Origin of the sequence: Streptomyces sp. CB02400 (assembly GCF_001905725.1) — a bacterium.
Classification (GTDB): Bacteria; Actinomycetota; Actinomycetes; order Streptomycetales; family Streptomycetaceae; genus Streptomyces; species Streptomyces atrovirens.
In genome coordinates, this window is the sequence record NZ_LIWB01000004.1 from 351,482 (window position 1) to 370,870 (window position 19,389).

The window sequence follows — 19,389 nt, forward strand, 5'->3', positions numbered from 1 at the left end:
GACCGTCGCCCATACCGAGCGGGTACGGAAATCGCGTGGCCGTCCCCCATGCCGAGCGGGTACGGCAGTCACGTGACCGTCCCCCATACCCAGCGGGTACGAAAGCCGCGTGGCCATCCCCCAGACCGAACAGGTACGAAAGCCGCGTGGCCATCCCCCAGACCGAACAGGTACGAAAGCCGCGTGGCCATCCCCCAGACCAAGCGGGTACGAAAGCCGCACAGCCGCCCCGGACCGAGCAGGCACAACGGTGTGTCCGGTGCGTGCCCGCCCGGTCGCGAAGAGCGCGAGGCCGGTTTCACCCCCATGCCCCCGGAGCTGTCAGTGGGCGTGGGTAGGGTCCTCACCCATGACCGCCACCGACGCCGATCACGTAGTCGCCACCCGCACCTTCTACGACGCCATCGCCGAGGACTACGCCACCCTGTTCCGTGACTCCCTCTCCGTCATGCCGCTGGACCGGGCGGTGATGGCCGGTTTCGCCGAACTGGTCGGCGAGGGCGGCCAGGTGGCCGACCTGGGGTGTGGTCCCGGCCGGGTGACCGCGCATCTCGCCTCCCTCGGGCTCTCCGTCTTCGGCCTCGACCTGTCGGAGGGGATGCTCGCGATCGCCCGCCGCGAGAATCCCGGCCTGCGCTTCGAACAGGGCTCGATGCGGAACCTGGACCTTCCTGACGGCGCCCTCGCCGGCGTGGTCTCCTGGTACTCCACCATCCACACCCCGCAGGACGAACTGCCCGCCGTATACGCCGAGTTCCGCCGGGTCCTGGCACCCGGAGGCCATCTGCTGCTCGCGTTCCAGTGCGGCGACGAACCCCGCCGCCACGAGCACCCCTGGGGCCACCCGGTCACCCTCGACTTCCGGCGCATGCGCCCGGAACGCGTCGTCGCGCTCCTGGAGGCGGCCGGTTTCACCCTCGTCCAGCACACGGTGCGCACCGCCGACACGGACCAGGGCGAGTCGACCCCCCAGGCGTTCCTGATCGCCCGCGCGGCGACGGGGTGACCTACCCCGCGTACAGCCCCTCCACCTCCGCCGCGAAGTCCCGCAGGATCTCCTCGCGCCGCAGCTTCATCGACGGGGTCAGGTGGCCCGCCTCCTCCGTGAAGTCCACCGGGAGGACGGTGAAGCGGCGGATCGACTCCGGGCGGGAGAGCATCTTGTTGGCCTCGTCGATCGCGCGCTGGAGGATCGCGTGCAACTCCTCGTCGTCGAGGACGAGTTCCGGCGGGACCGGGTGCTTGCCGTTCATGCGGCGCCAGTGGGTGATGCCGTCGGGATCGAGGGTGATCAGGGCGGAGACGTAGGGGCGGTTGTCGCCGACCACCATGACCTGGGAGATCAGCGGGTGCGATCGGAGCCAGTTCTCCAGCGGGGCCGGGGCGACGCTCTTGCCGCCGGAGGTGATGATCAGCTCCTTCTTGCGGCCCGTGATGGTCAGGTAGCCCTCGTCGTCCAGTTCGCCGAGGTCGCCGGTGGGCAGCCAGCCGTCGGGCGCGGCGGGCACGACCCCGCCCGCCTGCGGGTCCCAGTAGCCGCGCAGCACATGGTCGCCGCCGACGAGGATCTCGCCGTCCGCCGCTATGCGGATCCTCGTCCCCGGCAGCGGCCAGCCCACCGTGCCCAGACGGGGTTTCAGCGGGGGTGTCACCGTCGAGGCGCCGGTGGTCTCCGTCAGGCCGTAGCCCTCGAAGATCTCGATGCCGGCACCGGCGTAGAACGCGGCGAGGCGGGGGCCGAGCGGGGAGCCGCCGCAGATGGCGTAGCGCACCTTGCCGCCCATGGCGTTGCGGATCTTGCGGTAGACCAGCGGGTCGTAGAAGGCGCGGGCCGTCTTCAGGGAGCGGGACGGTCCGGCCCCCGCCCCCGTCTGGCGGGCCTCGACGGCCTCGCCGTAGCGGCGGGCCACCGACTCCGCGCGGTCGAAGGCCGAGAGCCGTCCGCCCGCCTCCGCCTTCGCCCGAGCGGTGTTGAAGACCTTCTCCAGCATGTACGGGATGGTCAGCAGGCAGGTGGGCCGGAAGCTCGCCAGGTCCGGCAGCAGGTCCGCGGGCGCCAGGCTCGGCGCGTGACCGAGGCGCACCCGGGCGCGCACACAGGCGACGGCGACCATCCGGCCGAAGACGTGGGACATCGGCAGGAAGAGGAGGACGGAGGCCTCTTCGCTGGTCCGGGCCTTGAAGATGGGGTAGAGCAGCTCGATGGCGTTGTCCACCTCGGCGAAGAAGTTGCCGTGGGTGAGGGCACAGCCCTTGGGGCGGCCGGTGGTGCCCGAGGTGTAGACGAGGGTGGCGAGGGTGTCGGGGCCCAGGACGCCGCGGCGCACCTCGACTTCCTGGTCGGGTACGTGCGCACCGGCTTCCGCGAGCGCGTCGACGTGGCCCTTCTCCACGACCCACACCCGCCGCAGGTCGGGGAGGTGCACAAGCTCGGGGCCGAGGGCGGCGGCCTGGCCGGCCGTCTCCGTGACCAGGGCGACCGCGCCGGAGTCGTGCAGGATCCAGCGGGCCTGGAAGACTGAGGAGGTGGGGTAGACGGGAACGGTGACCAGTCCGGCGGCCCACGCGGCGAAGTCGAGCACCGTCCACTCGTAGCGGGTGCGGGCCATGACGGCGATCCGGTCGCCCGGCATCAGGCCCTCGGCGATCAGGCCCTTCGCGACGGCCAGGACCTCGGCGGCGAATCGCTGCGCCGTCACGTCCCGCCAACTGCCGTCCGCCGTCTTCCGGCTGAGCACCACCGCGTCCGGTGCCGTGCCCGCGTTCTCGAACGGCAGGTCGGCGAGCGATCCGTGCCGCACCTGCCGGGCGAACGGCGGTACGGACGCTTCCCGTACGACGCCGTCCAGCCGCCGGGTCTCCGGCTCGACCAGGACGGGTGCTCCGTAGACGTCGTCGTCGAGAGCGGAGGAATAGGCGGTGGACACGGGCGGCTCCTGGGCGTGCAGGGGAACTGCGTGATGCAACGACGTACGTGCCCCGCACGCCGAGGCGCTCACCGGCGGCCGTCGGGGAAAGGGGTCACCACCGGTCGGTGCGGAGATCGTACGGCCCTGACGTGGAAGGTCTGTGCGGGTCCGGGGATGGTCCCGGGCCGGGGGTGTGCAATCTTGCGGGTTACGTGAGGGTCACTCACGTACGTCCCCGGAAACGCCCGGTCGTTCCAGGATCGCCGTCACACCCTGGCCGCCCGCCGCGCAGACCGAGATCAGCCCGCGTGCGGGGGCGTCCCGTTCGGCGAGGAGTTTCGCCAGGGTGGCCACGATGCGGGCGCCGGTGGCGGCGAAGGGGTGGCCGGTGGCCAGGGACGAGCCCGCCACGTTCAGCCGGGCGCGGTCGACGGGCGCCAGCCCGCGCTTCTCCCAGGCGGCCAGCGTGGCCAGCACCTGGGAGGCGAACGCCTCGTGCACCTCGATCAGGTCGAAGTCCGCCATGCCGAGACCGGCCCGCTCCAGCATGCGCGGGACCGCGTACGCGGGTGCCATCAGCAGGCCGTCCTCGCCGTCGGCGACGTCCCCGTGCACGAAGTCCACGGCGGCCGTCTCGTACGCGGTCAGGTAGGCGAGGGGTTCCAGGCCCCGCTCCGCCGCCCACTCCTCGCTCGCCAGCAGCACCAGCGCGGCACCGTCCGTGAGCGGGGTCGAATTGCCCGCCGTCATGGTCGGGTCGGGGTCGTCGAGGCCGAACACCGGCTTCAGCGCGGCGAGTTTCTCCACCGTCGAGCCGGGGCGCAGGTTCTGGTCGCGGGCCAGGCCCCGGAAGGGCACCACCAGGTCCTGGAACAGACCGCGTTCGTACGCCGCCGCCAGCCGCTGGTGACTGGTCGCCGCCAGTTCGTCCTGGTCCTCGCGGCTGACGCCCCAGGCGCGTGCGGTGACCGCGGCGTGCTCGCCCATGGACAGACCCGTGCGCGGTTCGGCGTTGCGCGGGATGTCGGGGACGAGGTGGCCGGGGCGCACCTTCGCCAGGGCCTTCAGCCGGCCGCCGAGCGACTTGGCGCGCCGCGCCTCCAACAGCACCTTGCGCAGAGTGTCGTTGACGCCGAGGGGCGCGTCGCTCGCGGTGTCGGCGCCACCGGCGATCGCGGCCTCCGTCTGGCCGAGGGCGATCTTGTTGGCGGCGGCGACGACCGCCTGGAGCCCGGTGCCGCAGGCCTGCTGGATGTCGTAGGCGGGGGTGCGGGCGTCGAGCGCCGAGCCGAGGACGGTCTCGCGGGCGAGGTTGAAGTCACGGCTGTGCTTGAGGACCGCCCCGGCGACCAACTCCCCCACCGCGCCCGGCGCTCGCAGTCCGTACCGCTCCACGAGTCCGTTCAGCGCGGCGGTGAGCATCTCCTGGTTGGAGGCGGTGGCGTAGGGGCCGTCGGAGCGGGCGAAGGGGACGCGGCTGCCGCCGATGACCGCGACGCGCCGGACGGCGGCCGGCCCCGGGGGGCTCGGCTTGAGGGTGCTCATCTCGACCTGCTCCTCACTGTGACATACCCTTACCTCCAGTAACCTTACTCCAGAGTAAGCAAAGCGAGACCACACCGGGAGTCCCCCATGGCCGACCGCTATCTGAGCTTCACCGGCACCGCGCCCGGCCGCTTCCTCACGCGCCGCCTGGGACTCCCCCGGCCGGCGCCGCTGCGGCGCCGGTCACCGGAGCGGCCGGACCTGGACGGCGGCCTGCTCCACCTCACGGCCGGCAAGTCCGACCTCGACCTCGCCCCCGTCCTGGCCCGTACCGGACCCGCCCCGGACGACGCCACGGGCCGGCCCGCCGCCGTCGTCCTGGACGCCAGCGGGATACGGGACGTGGAGGGGCTCGCAGAGGTGCACGCGGCCCTGCATCCCGTCGTGCGGTCGGTCGCCGCGAGCGGCCGGATCGTGGTGCTCGGTGCCCCGCTCGACCCCGCCGACCACCATCAGGCCGCCGCCCAGCAGGCGTTGGAGGGCTTCACCCGCTCCCTCGGCAAGGAGACCGGGCGGGGCATCACCGTGAACCTGGTCCGCCTCACCGACGCCCCCGCCGCCGAGTCCACCCTCCGCTTCCTGCTCTCCCCCGGATCGGCCTACGTCAGCGGCCAGGTGATCGGGGTCGGCGCGCACGAGACCGCCGCCCCGTACGACGTGGACCGTCCCCTGTCCGGCCGTACCGCCCTGGTGACCGGCGCCGCGCGCGGCATCGGCGAGGCGGTCGCCGAGACGCTGGCGCGGGACGGCGCCAAGGTGGTCGTCCTCGACGTACCGGGGGCCGAGGCGGACGCCCGGCGCGTCGCCGAGCGGCTCGGCGGGACCGCGCTCCCCCTCGACATCACCGCCGCCGACGCGGGCGCCCGCATCGCCGAAGCCCTCCCCGACGGCCTCGACGTGCTCGTCCACAACGCGGGCATCACCCGTGACCGGCGGCTGGTCAACATGCCGGCCGAGCTCTGGAGCCCGGTGCTGGAGGTGAACCTGGCGAGCGTGCTGCGCACCACCGACGCGCTGCTCGCCGCCGGGACCCTGAGGCGCGGCGGGCGGATCGTCGCCACGGCGTCCATCGCGGGGATCGCCGGGAACGCCGGCCAGACCAACTACGGGGCGAGCAAGGCGGGCGTCACCGGCCTGGTCCGCGCCCTCGCGCCGCACGCGCTCGACGGGCACGGGGTGACGGTGAACGCGGTCGCGCCCGGCTTCATCGAGACGAAGATGACGGCCGCCGTTCCGCTGTTCATCCGGGAGGCGGGCCGCCGGATGAACTCCCTCGCCCAGGGCGGCCTGCCCATCGACGTCGCCGAGACCACCGCCTGGCTCGCCCACCCGGCCTCCGGCGCGGTGAACGGGCAGGTCGTACGGGTCTGCGGCCAGAGCCTGCTGGGGGCGTGAACGCTCCATGACGTCCGCACCCGCGCCCACCGTGGAGCTCTCCGACGCCCCCGCCCTCGCGCCGCTCCTCGCCCGCGGCGCCCTGCTGTCCCCCTTCAAGCGCCCCCGTCCCGACGCCGCCCACCCCCGCACCCGGCTGGTGCTGCCCGCCCTGCGCGCCGACACCGCCCGGCTCGTCGCGTACGAGCGGGTGTGCGGCTTCCCGACCGGTTCCGCAAGCCACGAAGACGCGCTGCCGGTGACGTATCCGCACGTGCTGGGCTTCCCGCTCGCCATGCGCCTGATGAGCGGGCCGGACTTCCCGCTCCCGCTCCTCGGCCTCGTCCACACGTCGATACGGATCACCCGGCACCGGGCGGCACCGGCCACGGGCGCGTACGAGCTGACGGTGTACGTCGAAGGACTGGCCCCGCACCGGCGCGGCACGGAGGCCGCCGTGGTCACCGAGATGCGGGACGGCGGGGACGTCGTATGGGAGTCGCGGAGCACGTATCTGGCCCGCCACCGGACCACCTCCGGACACCGGAAGGGCCAGGAGGAAGAACGCGAGCCGCTGCCCGCCGTCGACGAGTGGCGGCTGGCCGGGGACGTCGGACGGCGCTACGGTGCCGCGTCCGGCGACCGCAACCCGATCCATCTGCACCCGCTCACCGCCCGGCTCTTCGGCTTCCCCCGCGCCATCGCGCACGGCATGTGGACCGTGGCCCGCTGCCTCGCCGCCCACGGCACCCCGGACGCGGCGGAGGTCCGCGCGGACTTCCGGGCGCCGGTGCTGCTGCCGGGGACGGTGACGTACGCGGCGGAGGGCGGACGCTTCGAACTACGCGGCGACGGCGGCCGGGTTCACGTGACCGGGGAGGTCGGCCCGCTCTGAGCCGTCTCCGGGCCGGGCTCGTCGTCCGGCGGGGTCCAGCGGCGGCCGGCCATCAGGTCGCCGAGCCCCGCCCAGGCGAAGTTCATCAGGGTCCCCGCCGACTGCCGGGCCGTGACACCGGGGGTGGCGTTGGCCCAGTCCGCGAGGGACTCGGCGGCCCCGACCAGGGCCTCCGCGAGCCCCGAGACCTCACGCTCGGGCAGATCCGGGTCCCGGTGGGCGTCGCGGGCGGCGACCAGGATGAGCTGCGTCACGAACGCCACGATCTCCGCGCGCATCGCGGCGACCTCGGCGGCGAACACCTCACCGTGGGTGCGGGCCTGGATGTGCAGCACCGCCCAGCCGTCCGGACGCCGGGCGGTGTGCGTGAAGAACGCCGTCAGACCCGACCAGAGCTGCCGGTCGGCCGGCAGCTCCGGGCGGGCACCGGCGCGCACGGCCTCGGTGAGGGCCTTCGCCTCACGCCGGATGCACGCGGTGAACAGGTCCTCCTTGGAGTTCAGATACAGGTACACCAACGGCTTGGACACGCCCGCCAGTTCGGCGATCTCGTCCATCGACGCGGCCATGTACCCCCGTTGACCGAAGGTCCGTACGGCGGCGTCCAGCATCTGCTGTTCACGGACCGCACGCGGCATCCGCTTCGTCTTCACGGCACCCATGGGACACAGCGTACGGTCCGTCCCTCACTCGGAGTCCCGGCCGCCGTGGCTCCGGTCACCGAGGACGGGCCGTTCGCCCGCCGTCAGCCGCGGCAGGAGCTGCGCGGTGAACAGCGTGGACAGCGCCGAGGTGTCGGTGCCGCCGTCGGTACGGACCACCACCGGCTGCGGGGCCTTCCCGGCCGGCCCGGCGCCCACCTCCAGGCGCCTGCGGGCCAGTTCGTACTGGAGCACCGCCCGGTTGTCACGGTAGGCCTTGGCCAGGGCGCGCTGGGCGCGGGCCTCGTTCTCGGCGGCGATGAGCCCGCTGCGGCCGCGCGTCTCGATCTCGAACCGCACCCGCTGGGCCTCGGTCTCCTGCCGCTCCAGCAACTGGGCGGCCTCCTCGCGGGCCCGGTTCAGCGCGGCCTTCACCTCGACGATCCGGGCGTCGCGCACCTTCTTGGCCCGCTCGATGTCCATGCCCAGGCTGTCGATGCGCCGCTTGCGGGTCAGGCCCCACTCCTGCTCGTAGGCGGTGCGCTCCTTGGCGATCCGCTCCCGGGTGGCCAGGTGGTGCTGGTACTGCGTCGGAAGCCGCACGTCGGGGATGTTGCAGCCGGTGATGCGCACGCCGTGGCCGGAGAGCTGCCGGTTGAGCAGTTCCTGCATGTCGGCCACGTCCGAGCCGCGCAGGTCGTAGGCGCGCTGGGTGCGCATCCGGCGGGCCCGCTGCCGGATCGCGTCCTGTACGGCGCTGGACAGCACCCGTTCGGGATGTCCGCAGCGAGCAGCAACGGGTCCAGGACCCACTCCTGCTCACTGACCAGGAACGGTGCCACAGGTAGTGTCGGCCGGCGTCCAGGGTGCGGGTGACGGCGCCGTAGCGGGTCAGCACACCGTTGGTGCCCTGCTCGACAGGGGGACAGGAGTAAGGGGCGCCTCCAGCAACGGTCACCTGTCGGTGGTTGCCGGGAAGCGCCCCTCACACCCGGGGACGGGGACGGTCAGGCCACCGCGGGGACCCGCCGGGGCTCGTCGGCCGGGTTCTCGTCGACCGGCGAGGCGTGGACCGAGTCGTACGCCTTCCGGTCGAGCAGTCCCTCACGGGCGGAGACGATGACCGGGACCAGGGCCTGGCCCGCGACGTTGGTCGCGGTGCGGATCATGTCCAGGATCGGGTCGATGGCGAGGAGCAGGCCCACGCCCTCCATGGGCAGGCCCAGGGTGGAGAGGGTGAGGGTGAGCATGACCGTGGCGCCGGTGAGGCCGGCCGTGGCGGCGGAGCCCACCACCGAGACGAACGCGATCAGCAGGTAGTCGCCGACGCCGAGCTGGATGTCGAAGATCTGGGCGACGAAGATCGCGGCGATGGCCGGGTAGATGGCGGCGCAGCCGTCCATCTTCGTCGTCGCGCCGAACGGGACGGCGAAGGAGGCGTACTCCTTCGGTACGCCGAGGCGCTCGGTGACCTTCTGGGTGAGCGGCATGGTGCCGACGGAGGAGCGGGAGACGAAGGCGAGCTGGATCGCGGGCCAGGCGCCCTTGAAGAACTGCACCGGGCTGACCTTGGCCACGGTCGCCAGCAGCGCCGGGTAGACGCCGAAGAGGACGAGCGCGCAGCCGACGTAGATGTCGGCGGTGAAGGTGGCGTACTTGCCGATCAGGTCCCAGCCGTAGGTGGCGATGGCGTTGCCGATGAGGCCGACGGTGCCGAGCGGGGCGAGGCGGATGACCCACCACAGGGCCTTCTGGAGGAGTTCGAGGACGGACTCGCTCAGGTTGAGGATCGGCTGGGCCTTCTCGCCGAGCTGGAGGGCGGCGATACCGGCGACGGCGGCCATGAAGACGATCTGGAGGACGTTCAGCTCGGTGAACGGCGTGATCACGTCGGTCGGCACGATGCCGGTCAGGAAGTCGATCCAGGAGCCGGACTTCTCCGGTGCGGCGCCGTCCGCCGGGGTGAGGCCGGTGCCGGCGCCCGGGTTGGTGACCAGGCCGATGACCAGGCCGATCGCCACCGCGATCAGCGAGGTGATCATGAACCAGAGGAGGGTGCGCGAGGCCAGCCGGGCCGCGTTGTTGACCTTCCGCAGGTTGGTGATGGAGACCAGGATCGCGAAGAAGACGAGCGGGGCGACGGCCAGCTTCAGCAGGCCGATGAAGGTGCCGCCGACCTTCTCCAGGGTGGTGACCAGCCAGGAGACGTCCTGGCTGCGGGCGAGCCAGCCGAGCAGGACGCCCAGGACGAGGCCGGCGAGTATCTGGGCCCAGAAGGGCGCGCGTATGGGCAGCTTGAACTGCGTGTTCGTGGACACGGACATGCTCCGTTGAGGGGGGACGCGTAAGGAAGGTGACGTGGGACCGGGTGACGCGGGTGGCGGCGGAACGTCAGGGACGACAGTTCGCGGCGGTGACCCGGCAGAGGTCCACGTGCAGGCGCGCCACGAGCGGAACACTCCGGGGCGTGGGGAACACGGCTGCTGACTTCACCCGAAGACCGTAACACCTGAGCTTTGGGATCCTCAAAGCCTTGCTTTGAGAGGTGGGGAACCAAAGGCACCCATACAACGCAAAGCGCCCCGGTTTCCAGGGAAGTTCGGAAACCGGGGCGACCGAGTGCGGTGCGCGGGTGTGACGTACGTTACGAGGCCTGGCCCTGCGCCTGCCCCTGCGTGCGGGCGGCCTCGTCGGCCGTGTCCTCCATGTTGCGGTTGGCCTCCAGGTTGGCCTTGGCCCGGTCCACCCGCTGCACGATCCGCTCGGAGGCCCGGTCCCGCTCCTTGCGGAGCACGACGAAGCTGATCGGGGCCGAGATCAGCAGCGCGAGCAGTACGATCCACAGGCCGTTGGAGTCGCCGAGGCCGCGCGGGGCGAGGCCGGAGTAGACGAGGCCCCAGACGACCACGAGGCAGCCCACGAAGATCCCGAGGCGCATCAGTGTGTAGCGGAGCATCTCATCCACTCTTCCCTGCGTACGGTCAGAACGTCCCAAAGGGACGACGTCCAGTGAAGCACGACCGGGCACGGATCTTTCAGCGGGGTACGGGGCTCAGGTCAGCGGCAGCAGCATGACGACGTCGTCGCGGTCGTCGCCCGGGGCCACGCGGATGGCGTCCGGGACCCGGCCGACCTCCTTGTAGCCGCAGGAGGCGTAGAAGCGCTCCAGGCCGAGGCCGCCGCGGCAGGTGAGCCGTATCGCCTCGATGCCGTCGACGGTGCGGGCGGACTCCTCGGCGGCGGCGAGCAGGTCACGGCCGTAGCCCTTGCCCTGGTGGCGGGGGTGGACCATCACCGTGTAGAGCCAGAGCCAGTGGGTCATCAGGTGGTGGGTGTTGAAGGTGAGGAACGCCGTCGCGGCCACCCTGCCCTCCTCGTCGTGCCCGACGAGGAGGCGCGAGCGCTCCTCCGCCATCGACACGAACTGGCGCACCAGGCCGGGGCGGATGTCCTCACGGGTCACGGGCGGTACGAAGCCGACGGCTCCGCCGGCGTTGGTGACATCGGTCCACAGGTCGAGGACGCCGTCGCGGAGTTCGGGGGTGACGACGGGATCGAAGGTAAAAGTAAGGGGCATGCGGCGATACTAACCATTACCCCAGGGCTTGTGCAGCTACTTTCAGGTCGGCGACCAGTCCGCGGTACGCCGCCTCCCTGTCGTCCGCCCGCAGCACCGCCGAGGGGTGGACCGTGGGCACCAGCCGCTCGGGGCGCCCGTGGATCTCCTCCTCCAGCACCGTGCCGCGCACCCGGGTGACCCGGAACGAGGAGCCGAGCAGCGCCTTTCCGGCGGTGGCGCCCAGTACGACGACGATCTCGGGCTCGACGAGGGCCAGCTCGGCGGCGAGCCAAGGGGCGCAGGCGGTCGCCTCGCGCCGGGTGGGGGACTTGTGGATGCGGCGCTTGTGGGGATCGGCCCGGGTGAACTTGAAGTGTTTGACGGCGTTGGTGACGTACGCGTCCGCCGGGTTCAGGCCGGCTTCTTCGAGCGCCCGGTCGAGCAGTTTGCCCGCGGGGCCGACGAAGGGTTCGCCCTGGCGGTCCTCCTGGTCACCGGGCTGCTCGCCGATGAGCATGACGCGGGCGTGGGGGTTTCCGGTGCCGAACACGGTCTGCGTGGCGTCCCTGTGCAGGGGGCAGCCTCGGCAGTCGGCGGCTGCCTTGCGCAGGGCGGGGAGGCCGCCGCGGGACGGCACGAAGGGTTCCGCCGTGTAGGCGTCTTCGGAGGCCATGGCGGCCGGGTACCCGCCGCGGGGCTTCGGACCCGTGCCGGCTGCGGCTGAGTGGGGGCTGGTCGCGCAGTCCCCCGCTCCCCTTATAGGTGGGACCAGGCACCCCGCGCTGTTCACTTGCCGAGCGCCGGGCCTCGCTTTTCGAGGTGCCGAGTCGGGTGGTGGGTGGGCGCAGGCCGGGGGTCCAGGGGGCGGGGGCCCCCTGGCGGGGTCGAAGGGGCGGAGCCCCTTCGCCTCACACCCGCATCGGCTGGGGGGACTCCCGACGCGCCGGGTCGGGACCGTCGTACTCCCGGATCACCTCGTACCGGGTGTTCCGTTCCACCGGCTGGAACCCCGCGTCACGGATGAGGTCCAGCAGATCCTCACGGGTGAGCTTGTTCGGCGTACCGAAGTCGTCCGCGTCATGCGTGATCTTGTACTCGACCACCGACCCGTCCATGTCGTCCGCCCCGTGCTGCAGCGCGAGCTGCGCCGTCTGCACGCCGTGCATCACCCAGAACACCTTGACGTGCGGAACGTTGTCGAACAGCAGCCGCGACACCGCGAACGTCTTCAGCGCCTCCGCCCCGGTCGCCATCTGCGTCCGCGCCTGGAGCCGGTTGCGTACCTTGCCGTCCTTCATGTCCACGAAGTCGTGCTGGTAGCGCAGCGGGATGAAGACCTGGAAACCGCCGGTCTCGTCCTGGAGTTCACGCAGCCGCAGCACGTGGTCCACGCGGTGGCGGGGCTCCTCGATGTGGCCGTACAGCATGGTGCACGGCGTCTTGAGCCCCTTCTCGTGCGCCAGCCGGTGGATCCTCGACCAGTCCTCCCAGTGGGTCCGGTGGTCGACGATGTGCTGCCGCACCTCCCAGTCGAAGATCTCCGCGCCACCGCCGGTGAGGGACTCCAGACCGGCGTCGATCAGCTCGTCCAGGATGTCGGAGGCGGACATCCCGGAGATCGTCTCGAAGTGATGGATCTCCGTCGCCGTGAACGCCTTCAGCGAGACCTCCGGCAGCGCGGCCTTCAACTCCCTGAGCGAGCGCGGGTAGTAGCGCCACGGCAGGTTGGGGTGCAGCCCGTTGACGATGTGCAGCTCGGTGAGGTTCTCCGACTCCATCGCCTTGGCGAGCTTCACCGCCTCCTCGATGCGCATCGTGTACGCGTCCTTCTCCCCCGGCTTGCGCTGGAAGGAGCAGTACGCGCAGGAGGCGGTGCACACGTTCGTCATGTTGAGGTGACGGTTGACGTTGAAGTGCACGACGTCGCCGTTCAGCCGCGTCCGCACCTCGTGCGCCAGCCCGCCCAGCCAGGCCAGGTCGTCCGACTCGTACAGCGCGATGCCGTCCTCACGGGTCAGGCGTTCGCCCGCCCTGACCTTCTCCTCCAGCTCGCGCTTGAGCCCGACGTCCATGCCGATCCCTCTTTCCCTCTTAGGCAGACCTGGTCAACCGTACGCCCCGGCTACTCCACTTCTTCCGGCAGCTCACCGACGCGGTTCTCCCACTTGGTGGAGAGCACGATGGTCGTACGGGTCCGGGAGACGCCCTTGGTGCCGGACAGCCGGCGGATGATCTTCTCCAGGCCGTCCACGTCGGTCGCCCGCACCTTGAGCATGAAGGAGTCGTCGCCGGCGATGAACCAGCAGTCCTCGATCTCCTGCAGGTCCTTCAGCCGCTGCGCCACGTCCTCGTGGTCGGCGGCGTCGGAGAGCGAGATGCCGATCAGGGCGGTGACGCCGAGGCCGAGCGAGGCGGCGTCCACGGTGGCGCGGTAGCCGGTGATGACACCGGCCGCCTCCAGCCGGTTGATGCGGTCGGTGACGCTGGGGCCCGACAGTCCGACGAGGCGTCCCAGCTCCGCGTAGGAGGCCCGGCCGTTCTCTCTCAGGGCCTGGATGAGCTGCCTGTCCACCGCGTCCATCGAATCGAAGCCTTCCACTGGAACTGAAGAGGTCTGAAAGTTCTGCACGTGCCGGGGTGTTGCGGGAAGTGCTCAGTCCGTGCGGGATCCGCCGCCGAGTTCGCCCTTCCAGCGACGGTAGAGCCGGTGCTCGACACCCGCCGCGTCGAGTACGCGTCCGGCGACGAAGTCCACCAGGTCCTGGATGTGCGTCGCGCCCGCGTAGAAGGCCGGCGAGGCGGGCACCACGGTCGCGCCCGCGTCGTCCAGCGTCACCAGGTGCCGCAGGGTCTGGCCGTTCAGCGGGGTCTCCCGTACGGCCACGATCAGCGTGCGCCCCTCCTTCAGGGTGACGCTCGCCGCCCGCTGCAACAGGTCCTTGGACAGCCCGAGCGCCACCCCGGCCACACAGGCCGTGGAGGCGGGCACGATCAGCATGCCCTTGCTCGGATACGACCCCGAGGACGGCCCGGCCGCGAGGTCACCGGCGGCCCAGTGCCGTACGCCGTCGAGGTCGACGGTGAACGTGTCCGGCTTGCCGTCCGCGCCTCGGGACAGCCATTCCCGCAGGTCGTCCCGCCAGTGGGCGTCCCGGAAGGCGAGGCCGGTCTCGTCCAGCAGGGTGAGCCGGGAGGCCCGGCTGACGACGAGGTCGACACTCTCGCCCGCCGCCAGAAGCGCACGCAGCACAGCGGCTGCGTAGGGCGTCCCGGATGCCCCGGACACCCCCACGATCCAAGGCATGCGCCGCGTTTCTCCTGCGTTCACATCTTGAGCCTACCGGCGGACGGCAGGCAGCCGCGCTCAGGACCGGTCGGAGGCCCCACCGGCGGTACATGGCCACCGGTCGGGCCTCGATCTCGTACCGCCGTGCCCCGGGTGGATAGAGTGCCGGTGCGACGCGATGAGGGGGACACGGTGGCCAAGGTCAATATCAGTCTCGACGCCGAACTCGTGGTGGAAGTGATGGTCCTGGCGGGGGTCGGCTCGCCCCAGGACGCGATCGAGGTGGTCGTACGGGACTACATCGCCCGCGGCCACCGCACCGAGGCGCGCACCGAACTCAGGGACCAGGGCCTGCGCGAGGTCGACGCCAAGCCGCAGGAGCCCCAGGGCTGAGTCCCCGGCCGCGCACCGGCGCCCTACACCGTCAGCCCCCTCACCAGCAGGTCCAGCAGCGCGCACACGAACAGGGCGATGCCGATGAAGCCGTTGACGCTGAAGAACGCCCGGTTCAGGCGGGAGAGGTCGGTCGGGCGGACGATGGTGTGCTCGTAGACGAAGGCCCCGGCCACGATCAGCAGGCCGAGCCAGAAGAAGGCGCCGGCGTCGGTGAGGATCGCGTACCAGACGAAGAGGGCCGTCGTCACGGTGTGGCAGGCGCGGGCGCCCCAGATCGCGGCCGGGATGCCGAAGCGGGCCGGGACCGACTTCACGCCGATCTCGCGGTCGGTGTCGACGTCCTGGCAGGCGTAGATCAGGTCGAAGCCGCCGATCCAGACGCCGACCGCGAGGCCGAGGACCACCGCGTCCCAGGACCACGACCCGGTGATCGCCAGCCAGCCGCCGACCGGGCCCATCGCCTGCGCGAGTCCGAGGATGGCCTGCGGGAAGTTGGTGAACCGCTTGCCGTACGGATACACCACCATCGGGATCACGGCGACGGGCGCGAGGGCGAGGCAGAGCGGGTTGAGCAGGGCCGCCGCGCCCAGGAAGACGGCGAGGGCGACGAGCGCGCCCGTCCAGGCGTGCTTGACCGACATCGCGCCGGTGACCAGCTCGCGGTGGGCGGTGCGCGGGTTACGGGCGTCGATCTCGCGGTCGATGATCCGGTTGGCGGCCATGGCGAAGGTGCGCAGGCCGACCATGGCGACGGTGACCAGGAGCAGCCTGCCCCAGTGGATGTTCTCGTCCCACTCGTACATCGCGGTGAGGGCGGCGATGTAGGCGAAGGGGAGGGCGAAGACCGAGTGCTCGATCATCACCAGGCGCAGGAAGGCTTTCGTGCGTCCCGGCTGCTGCGGAAGCGCGGCGGAGGCCGAGGTCACAGTCCGTACTCCTTCCAGCGGCGGTCGACGAGCGCGGCCGTGTCCGGGTCGGACTCGACCATGTCGGGCCAGCCGCCGTCGCGCGTGTACCCCTCCTCGGGCCACTTCTTCGTCGCGTCGATGCCCGCCTTGCCTCCCCAGAACTGCTGGTACGAGGAGTGGTCGAGGTGGTCGACGGGGCCTTCGACGACGGTGAGGTCACGGGCGTAGTCGGTGTTGCCGAGGGCCCGCCAGGACACCTCGTGCAGGTCGTGGACGTCGCAGTCGGAGTCGACGACCACGATCAGCTTGGTCAGCGACATCATGTGGGCGCCCCAGATGGCGTGCATGACCTTCTGCGCGTGCTTGGGGTACTTCTTGTCGATCGAGACGATCGCGCAGTTGTGGAAGCCGCCGGACTCGGGGAGGTGGTAGTCCACGATGTCCGGGACGATGATCTTGAGGAGGGGGAGGAAGAAGCGTTCCGTCGCCCGTCCCAGCGGCCCGTCCTCCGTCGGGGGCCTGCCGACCACGATCGACTGGAGCAGCGGGCGCTTCCGCATCGTCACGCAGTCGATCTTCAGCGCGGGGAACGGCTCCTGCGGGGTGTAGAACCCGGTGTGGTCGCCGAACGGCCCCTCGGGCAGCATCTCGCCGGGCTCCAGCCAGCCCTCGATGACGACCTCCGCCTGCGCCGGGACCTGGAGCGGGACCGTCTTGCAGTCGACCATCTCGATCCGCTTGCCCTGCACGAACCCGGCGAACAGGTACTCGTCGATGTCGCCGGGGAGGGGGGCGGTGGAGGCGTACGTCACTGCGGGCGGGCAGCCGAAGGCGATGGCGACGGGCAGGCGCTCACCGCGCCGGGCGGCCACCTGGTAGTGGTTGCGGCTGTCCTTGTGGATCTGCCAGTGCATGCCGATGGTGCGCTTGTCGTGGCGCTGGAGCCGGTACAGGCCGAGGTTGCGGATGCCCGTCTCCGGGTCCTTGGTGTGGGTCAGCCCCAGGTTGAAGAAGGAGCCGCCGTCCTTGGGCCAGGTGAACAGCGCGGGGAGCCGGTCGAGGTCCACGTCGTCGCCGGTGAGCACGACCTCGTGCACGGGCGCGTCCTTCACCTTCCTCGGCGGTACGTGCGTCATCGCGCCGAGCTTCCCGAACGCCTCGCGCACCCCGACGAACCCGTGCGGCAGCTCGGGCTTCAGCAGCCCGCCGATCTTCTCGGAGATGTCCGCGTACGACTTCAGGCCGAGCGCCTTCAGCAGGCGGCGGTCGGTGCCGTACACGTTCATCGCGAGGGGCATGTCCGAGCCGCGCACGTTCTCGAAGAGCAGGGCGGGACCGCCGGCCTTCTGCACCCGGTCGACGATCTCACCGACCTCCAGATACGGGTCGACCTCGGCCTTGATGCGCTTGAGGTCACCCTCGCGCTCCAGCGCCCTGAGCAGGGAGCGAAGATCGTCGTAAGCCATGCGGTCAAGTATCCCCGAGCGGTTACGCTGGCCCTGTACCGCCCACCGCTTTCGCTTGCTTTCGCTGGAGAGGCCCATGCTGCGGGTGCTGATGTTCCTCGTGCCACTGGCCCTGAGCGTGTACGCGTTCATCGACTGCATCAGCACGAAGGACGACGACATCCGGCACATGCCCAAGCCCCTGTGGGCGATCCTCGTCCTGCTGTTCCCGCTGGTCGGCTCGATCTCCTGGCTGATCGCCGGCAAGAAGCGGCACCCCGCGGGCCCGGGTGGTGCCGTCGGCTCCGCCTGGAGCCGGGGCGGCGGCCGACAGCAATGGGTCGCGCCGGACGACAACCCCGAGTTCCTCAAGTCACTGGACGAGGAGAAGGACAAGGACGACAGGCCGGGGGACGGCGAGCGGGGCGGACCCGCCTGACCGCCCCCGCGTCAGTCCTGCGTCAGCCCCGCGTCAGCCCCGGGTCCAGCTCTGGGCGGCCGAGCCGGTGCACGTCCGCCGCATGACCATGCCGCTCGGGGTGGCGTGCTCCAGACACAGGCCCTTGTTCGTGAGGATCACGGTGCCGCCCGAACCGAGACGCCACTCCTGGGCGTTGTCCGCACCGCAGGTCGCGCTGTGCATCGAACCGTAGCCGGACAGGCAGGTGCCGGACGCCTGGTGGACGATCCGGTAGGTGCCGGAGGAGACGCTCCGCAGGCTCTAGCGGGCCGTCGCGGCGGTGCAGCCGCCCCCGCCGACATTGCCGTACGAGGCGGTGTCGGAGGCGGTGAGGCACTGTCCGCTCGACGCGTTGCGCAGGGTGAAGCCGCCCGTCGACGGGGCTTCGACCTCCGTGTCCGTGTCCGAGGAGGAGCCGTCCCCGTCACTGCCGCTGCCCTTCGCGGCTCCGTCGTCCGCGTCCGAGCCGGCGCCCGCGCCCTCCGCCCCGGCCGCGGCCGGTGACTCCTGGGAGCCGGATCCCGGCTTGTCCGAGTCCTTCGAGTCCTTCGAGTCCTTGGGGTTCTTCGAGTCCTTCACGGAGGACGCGCCGGTGGACGGCGACGGCTTCGCGGACCCGCCGGCCGTCCCCGACGGCGTCGCGGTGGCGGAGACCGTGACCGACGCGGAGGGGGTGGGTCCCGCCTCGTCGTCGGTGTCGAAGGTGTACGGCAGGAGCGTGAAGGCGAGGGTGGCGCCCGTCGTGACGACAACGACGGGGACGACCACGGGGATCACCCGGGTCCGGCGACCGTGCTTCTCCCGCGCCGGCCCGGACGCCCCGGACTCTTCCGGTTCCTGGGGCTTCGCCGGTTCTTCCGGCTCTTCCGGTTCCTCCGGGACCTCTGGAACGGTCGGCGTCCGCTCCGTGAACGCGGCCCGTTCGGTCAGCTGCGCCGTGATGGCCTCGGGCCACAGGGGCGGGCTGAACGGGCCGTGCCGGTCGGCGAGTTCGACCAGTTCGGCGGCGGTGGGCCGGCCCTCGTAGTCCTTGTCCAGGCAGGCCGCGACGACCTCGGCGAGTTCGGGGTCGAGGGCCCGTACGGCGTCGAGGTCGGGTTCCTCGTGCACGATCCGGTACAGCACGCCGTGCCCGGACTCGTCGCCGAAGGGCGGCCGGCCGCTCGCCGCGTACGCGAGGACGGAACCGAGCGCGAAGATGTCGACGGCCCCGGTCGAGCTGCGCGCCCCCGAGGCCTGTTCGGGGGACATGTAGGCGGGGGTGCCCACCACCATGCCGGTCCGGGTGAGCTGGCTCTGCTCGGCGGCACGGGCCACACCGAAGTCGATGAGGGTGAGGCCGTCGAGGGTGAGCATGACGTTGGACGGCTTGATGTCCCGGTGCACCATGTCCAGCGCGTGCACCTCGGCGAGCCCCGCGGCGGCCTCCCGCAGCAGCAGCCACAGCGCGGCGGCGGGCAGCGGCCCCTCGTGGGCTTCGAGGGCCTCCCGCAGGGTGAGGCCGGGGACGTAGGCGGTGGCGAACCACGGGGGCCGGGCGGTGCGGTCGCCCGCGAGCAGCGGGGCCGTGGCGTGTTCGGGTAAGCGGGCCAGGTTGTCCAGCTCGTGTCCGAAGCGGCGCAGGAAGTCCTTGTCCTCCGCGACGACCGACGGCAGCAACTGCTTGACCGCGGCGTACCGCCCCTCGTGCACGCCCAGATAGACACGGCCCATGCCGCCGGCCCCGAGCCGTCCGACGAGCGGGATCGGTCCGATCCGTCGCGGGTCCTCGTCCTCCAGCGGCTCGGCGCCGCTTCCGCCCAGCTCGATCACGCCTGCCCCGTCGTCGTGTTCCGTCACCGCGCCACTGATGGCGGCCCGCCCGTTCCCCCGTGGCGGGCGGACCGCACGTCGGCACGGGTCAGTCTGAACCAGCGCGGACTAGAATTGGAAGGGAATTCTAGAAATTCGCTCCAGAAGCACCTGGAAGGT

The 19,389-nt window shown here is 71.4% G+C and carries 21 protein-coding genes; 5 read left to right on the forward strand and 16 right to left on the reverse strand.

What is annotated here, in order from left to right:
• Nucleotides 1-349: 349 nt before the first annotated feature.
• Complete coding sequence (locus AMK33_RS12625; protein ID WP_073932878.1) at nucleotides 350-1,006, forward strand: class I SAM-dependent methyltransferase; 657 nt, start codon at nucleotides 350-352, stop codon at nucleotides 1,004-1,006.
• Between the two features lies 1 nt (nucleotide 1,007).
• Here AMK33_RS12625 and AMK33_RS12630 read toward each other — a convergent pair whose 3' ends face one another.
• Nucleotides 1,008-2,927, reverse strand: a complete 1,920-nt coding sequence (locus tag AMK33_RS12630) for an AMP-dependent synthetase/ligase (RefSeq protein WP_073932879.1) — start codon at nucleotides 2,925-2,927, stop codon at nucleotides 1,008-1,010.
• 201 nt (nucleotides 2,928-3,128) lie between these two features.
• Nucleotides 3,129-4,454: an acetyl-CoA C-acetyltransferase gene (locus AMK33_RS12635; RefSeq protein WP_073932880.1), complete on the reverse strand. Its 1,326-nt coding sequence runs from the start codon at nucleotides 4,452-4,454 to the stop codon at nucleotides 3,129-3,131.
• Between the two features lie 87 nt (nucleotides 4,455-4,541).
• Between AMK33_RS12635 and AMK33_RS12640 the strand changes: the two genes are divergently transcribed.
• On the forward strand, nucleotides 4,542-5,849 hold the full coding sequence (locus AMK33_RS12640; protein WP_073932881.1) for a 3-oxoacyl-ACP reductase: 1,308 nt from the start codon (nucleotides 4,542-4,544) through the stop codon (nucleotides 5,847-5,849).
• Nucleotides 5,850-5,856: 7 nt separating this feature from the next.
• Nucleotides 5,857-6,723 carry a MaoC family dehydratase gene (locus AMK33_RS12645; RefSeq protein ID WP_073932882.1) on the forward strand — a complete coding sequence of 289 codons (867 nt, stop codon included), beginning with the start codon at nucleotides 5,857-5,859 and terminating at the stop codon, nucleotides 6,721-6,723.
• On the opposite strand, the gene AMK33_RS12650 is transcribed toward AMK33_RS12645, so the two are convergent.
• The 10 genes from AMK33_RS12650 to AMK33_RS12690 form a co-directional block, all read right to left on the reverse strand.
• Nucleotides 6,693-7,385, reverse strand: coding sequence for a TetR/AcrR family transcriptional regulator (locus AMK33_RS12650; protein ID WP_073932883.1), 693 nt, complete (start codon nucleotides 7,383-7,385; stop codon nucleotides 6,693-6,695). The genes AMK33_RS12645 and AMK33_RS12650 overlap by 31 nt on opposite strands.
• 24 nt (nucleotides 7,386-7,409) lie before the next feature.
• Nucleotides 7,410-8,177 carry an SPFH domain-containing protein gene (locus AMK33_RS12655; protein WP_443030912.1) on the reverse strand — a complete coding sequence of 256 codons (768 nt, stop codon included), beginning with the start codon at nucleotides 8,175-8,177 and terminating at the stop codon, nucleotides 7,410-7,412.
• A gap of 194 nt (nucleotides 8,178-8,371) precedes the next feature.
• Nucleotides 8,372-9,688 carry a dicarboxylate/amino acid:cation symporter gene (locus tag AMK33_RS12660; RefSeq protein ID WP_073932884.1) on the reverse strand — a complete coding sequence of 439 codons (1,317 nt, stop codon included), beginning with the start codon at nucleotides 9,686-9,688 and terminating at the stop codon, nucleotides 8,372-8,374.
• Nucleotides 9,689-9,755: 67 nt separating this feature from the next.
• Nucleotides 9,756-9,857 carry a putative leader peptide gene (locus tag AMK33_RS45155; RefSeq protein WP_311709939.1) on the reverse strand — a complete coding sequence of 34 codons (102 nt, stop codon included), beginning with the start codon at nucleotides 9,855-9,857 and terminating at the stop codon, nucleotides 9,756-9,758.
• A gap of 151 nt (nucleotides 9,858-10,008) precedes the next feature.
• Nucleotides 10,009-10,320: a DUF4229 domain-containing protein gene (locus AMK33_RS12665; protein ID WP_073932885.1), complete on the reverse strand. Its 312-nt coding sequence runs from the start codon at nucleotides 10,318-10,320 to the stop codon at nucleotides 10,009-10,011.
• Nucleotides 10,321-10,416: 96 nt separating this feature from the next.
• Nucleotides 10,417-10,941 (reverse strand): GNAT family N-acetyltransferase, encoded by a 525-nt coding sequence (locus AMK33_RS12670; protein WP_073932886.1) that lies wholly within the window; start codon nucleotides 10,939-10,941, stop codon nucleotides 10,417-10,419.
• Nucleotides 10,942-10,957: 16 nt separating this feature from the next.
• Nucleotides 10,958-11,596 carry a UdgX family uracil-DNA binding protein gene (locus AMK33_RS12675; RefSeq protein ID WP_073932887.1) on the reverse strand — a complete coding sequence of 213 codons (639 nt, stop codon included), beginning with the start codon at nucleotides 11,594-11,596 and terminating at the stop codon, nucleotides 10,958-10,960.
• A 235-nt stretch (nucleotides 11,597-11,831) separates the two neighbouring features.
• Entirely contained in the window at nucleotides 11,832-12,995 is a 1,164-nt protein-coding gene (gene mqnE / locus AMK33_RS12680; RefSeq protein WP_073932888.1) for an aminofutalosine synthase MqnE, read from the reverse strand.
• A 50-nt stretch (nucleotides 12,996-13,045) separates the two neighbouring features.
• Nucleotides 13,046-13,504 (reverse strand): Lrp/AsnC family transcriptional regulator, encoded by a 459-nt coding sequence (locus tag AMK33_RS12685; RefSeq protein ID WP_073932889.1) that lies wholly within the window; start codon nucleotides 13,502-13,504, stop codon nucleotides 13,046-13,048.
• A gap of 72 nt (nucleotides 13,505-13,576) precedes the next feature.
• Nucleotides 13,577-14,227, reverse strand: coding sequence for a UbiX family flavin prenyltransferase (locus AMK33_RS12690; RefSeq protein WP_201263017.1), 651 nt, complete (start codon nucleotides 14,225-14,227; stop codon nucleotides 13,577-13,579).
• Nucleotides 14,228-14,401: 174 nt separating this feature from the next.
• Here AMK33_RS12690 and AMK33_RS12695 point away from each other — a divergent pair, with 174 nt between their 5' ends.
• Nucleotides 14,402-14,602 (forward strand): type II toxin-antitoxin system VapB family antitoxin, encoded by a 201-nt coding sequence (locus tag AMK33_RS12695; RefSeq protein ID WP_006133221.1) that lies wholly within the window; start codon nucleotides 14,402-14,404, stop codon nucleotides 14,600-14,602.
• A gap of 23 nt (nucleotides 14,603-14,625) precedes the next feature.
• Here AMK33_RS12695 and mqnP read toward each other — a convergent pair whose 3' ends face one another.
• On the reverse strand, nucleotides 14,626-15,531 hold the full coding sequence (gene mqnP / locus AMK33_RS12700; RefSeq protein ID WP_073932891.1) for a menaquinone biosynthesis prenyltransferase MqnP: 906 nt from the start codon (nucleotides 15,529-15,531) through the stop codon (nucleotides 14,626-14,628).
• Nucleotides 15,528-16,979, reverse strand: coding sequence for a menaquinone biosynthesis decarboxylase (locus AMK33_RS12705; protein ID WP_073932892.1), 1,452 nt, complete (start codon nucleotides 16,977-16,979; stop codon nucleotides 15,528-15,530). The genes mqnP and AMK33_RS12705 overlap by 4 nt, the downstream gene beginning before the upstream one ends.
• A gap of 76 nt (nucleotides 16,980-17,055) precedes the next feature.
• On the opposite strand from AMK33_RS12705, the gene AMK33_RS12710 reads away from it, so the two are divergent.
• Nucleotides 17,056-17,397, forward strand: coding sequence for a PLD nuclease N-terminal domain-containing protein (locus AMK33_RS12710; protein ID WP_073932893.1), 342 nt, complete (start codon nucleotides 17,056-17,058; stop codon nucleotides 17,395-17,397).
• 33 nt (nucleotides 17,398-17,430) lie between these two features.
• Here the strand turns inward: AMK33_RS12710 and AMK33_RS45160 are convergent, their stop codons facing one another.
• Both AMK33_RS45160 and AMK33_RS12715 read right to left on the reverse strand, forming a co-directional pair.
• Nucleotides 17,431-17,676, reverse strand: a complete 246-nt coding sequence (locus AMK33_RS45160) for an RICIN domain-containing protein (RefSeq protein WP_443030915.1) — start codon at nucleotides 17,674-17,676, stop codon at nucleotides 17,431-17,433.
• 3 nt (nucleotides 17,677-17,679) lie between these two features.
• Nucleotides 17,680-19,257, reverse strand: a complete 1,578-nt coding sequence (locus AMK33_RS12715; protein WP_443030913.1) for a serine/threonine-protein kinase — start codon at nucleotides 19,255-19,257, stop codon at nucleotides 17,680-17,682.
• Between the last annotated feature and the right edge of the window lie 132 nt (nucleotides 19,258-19,389).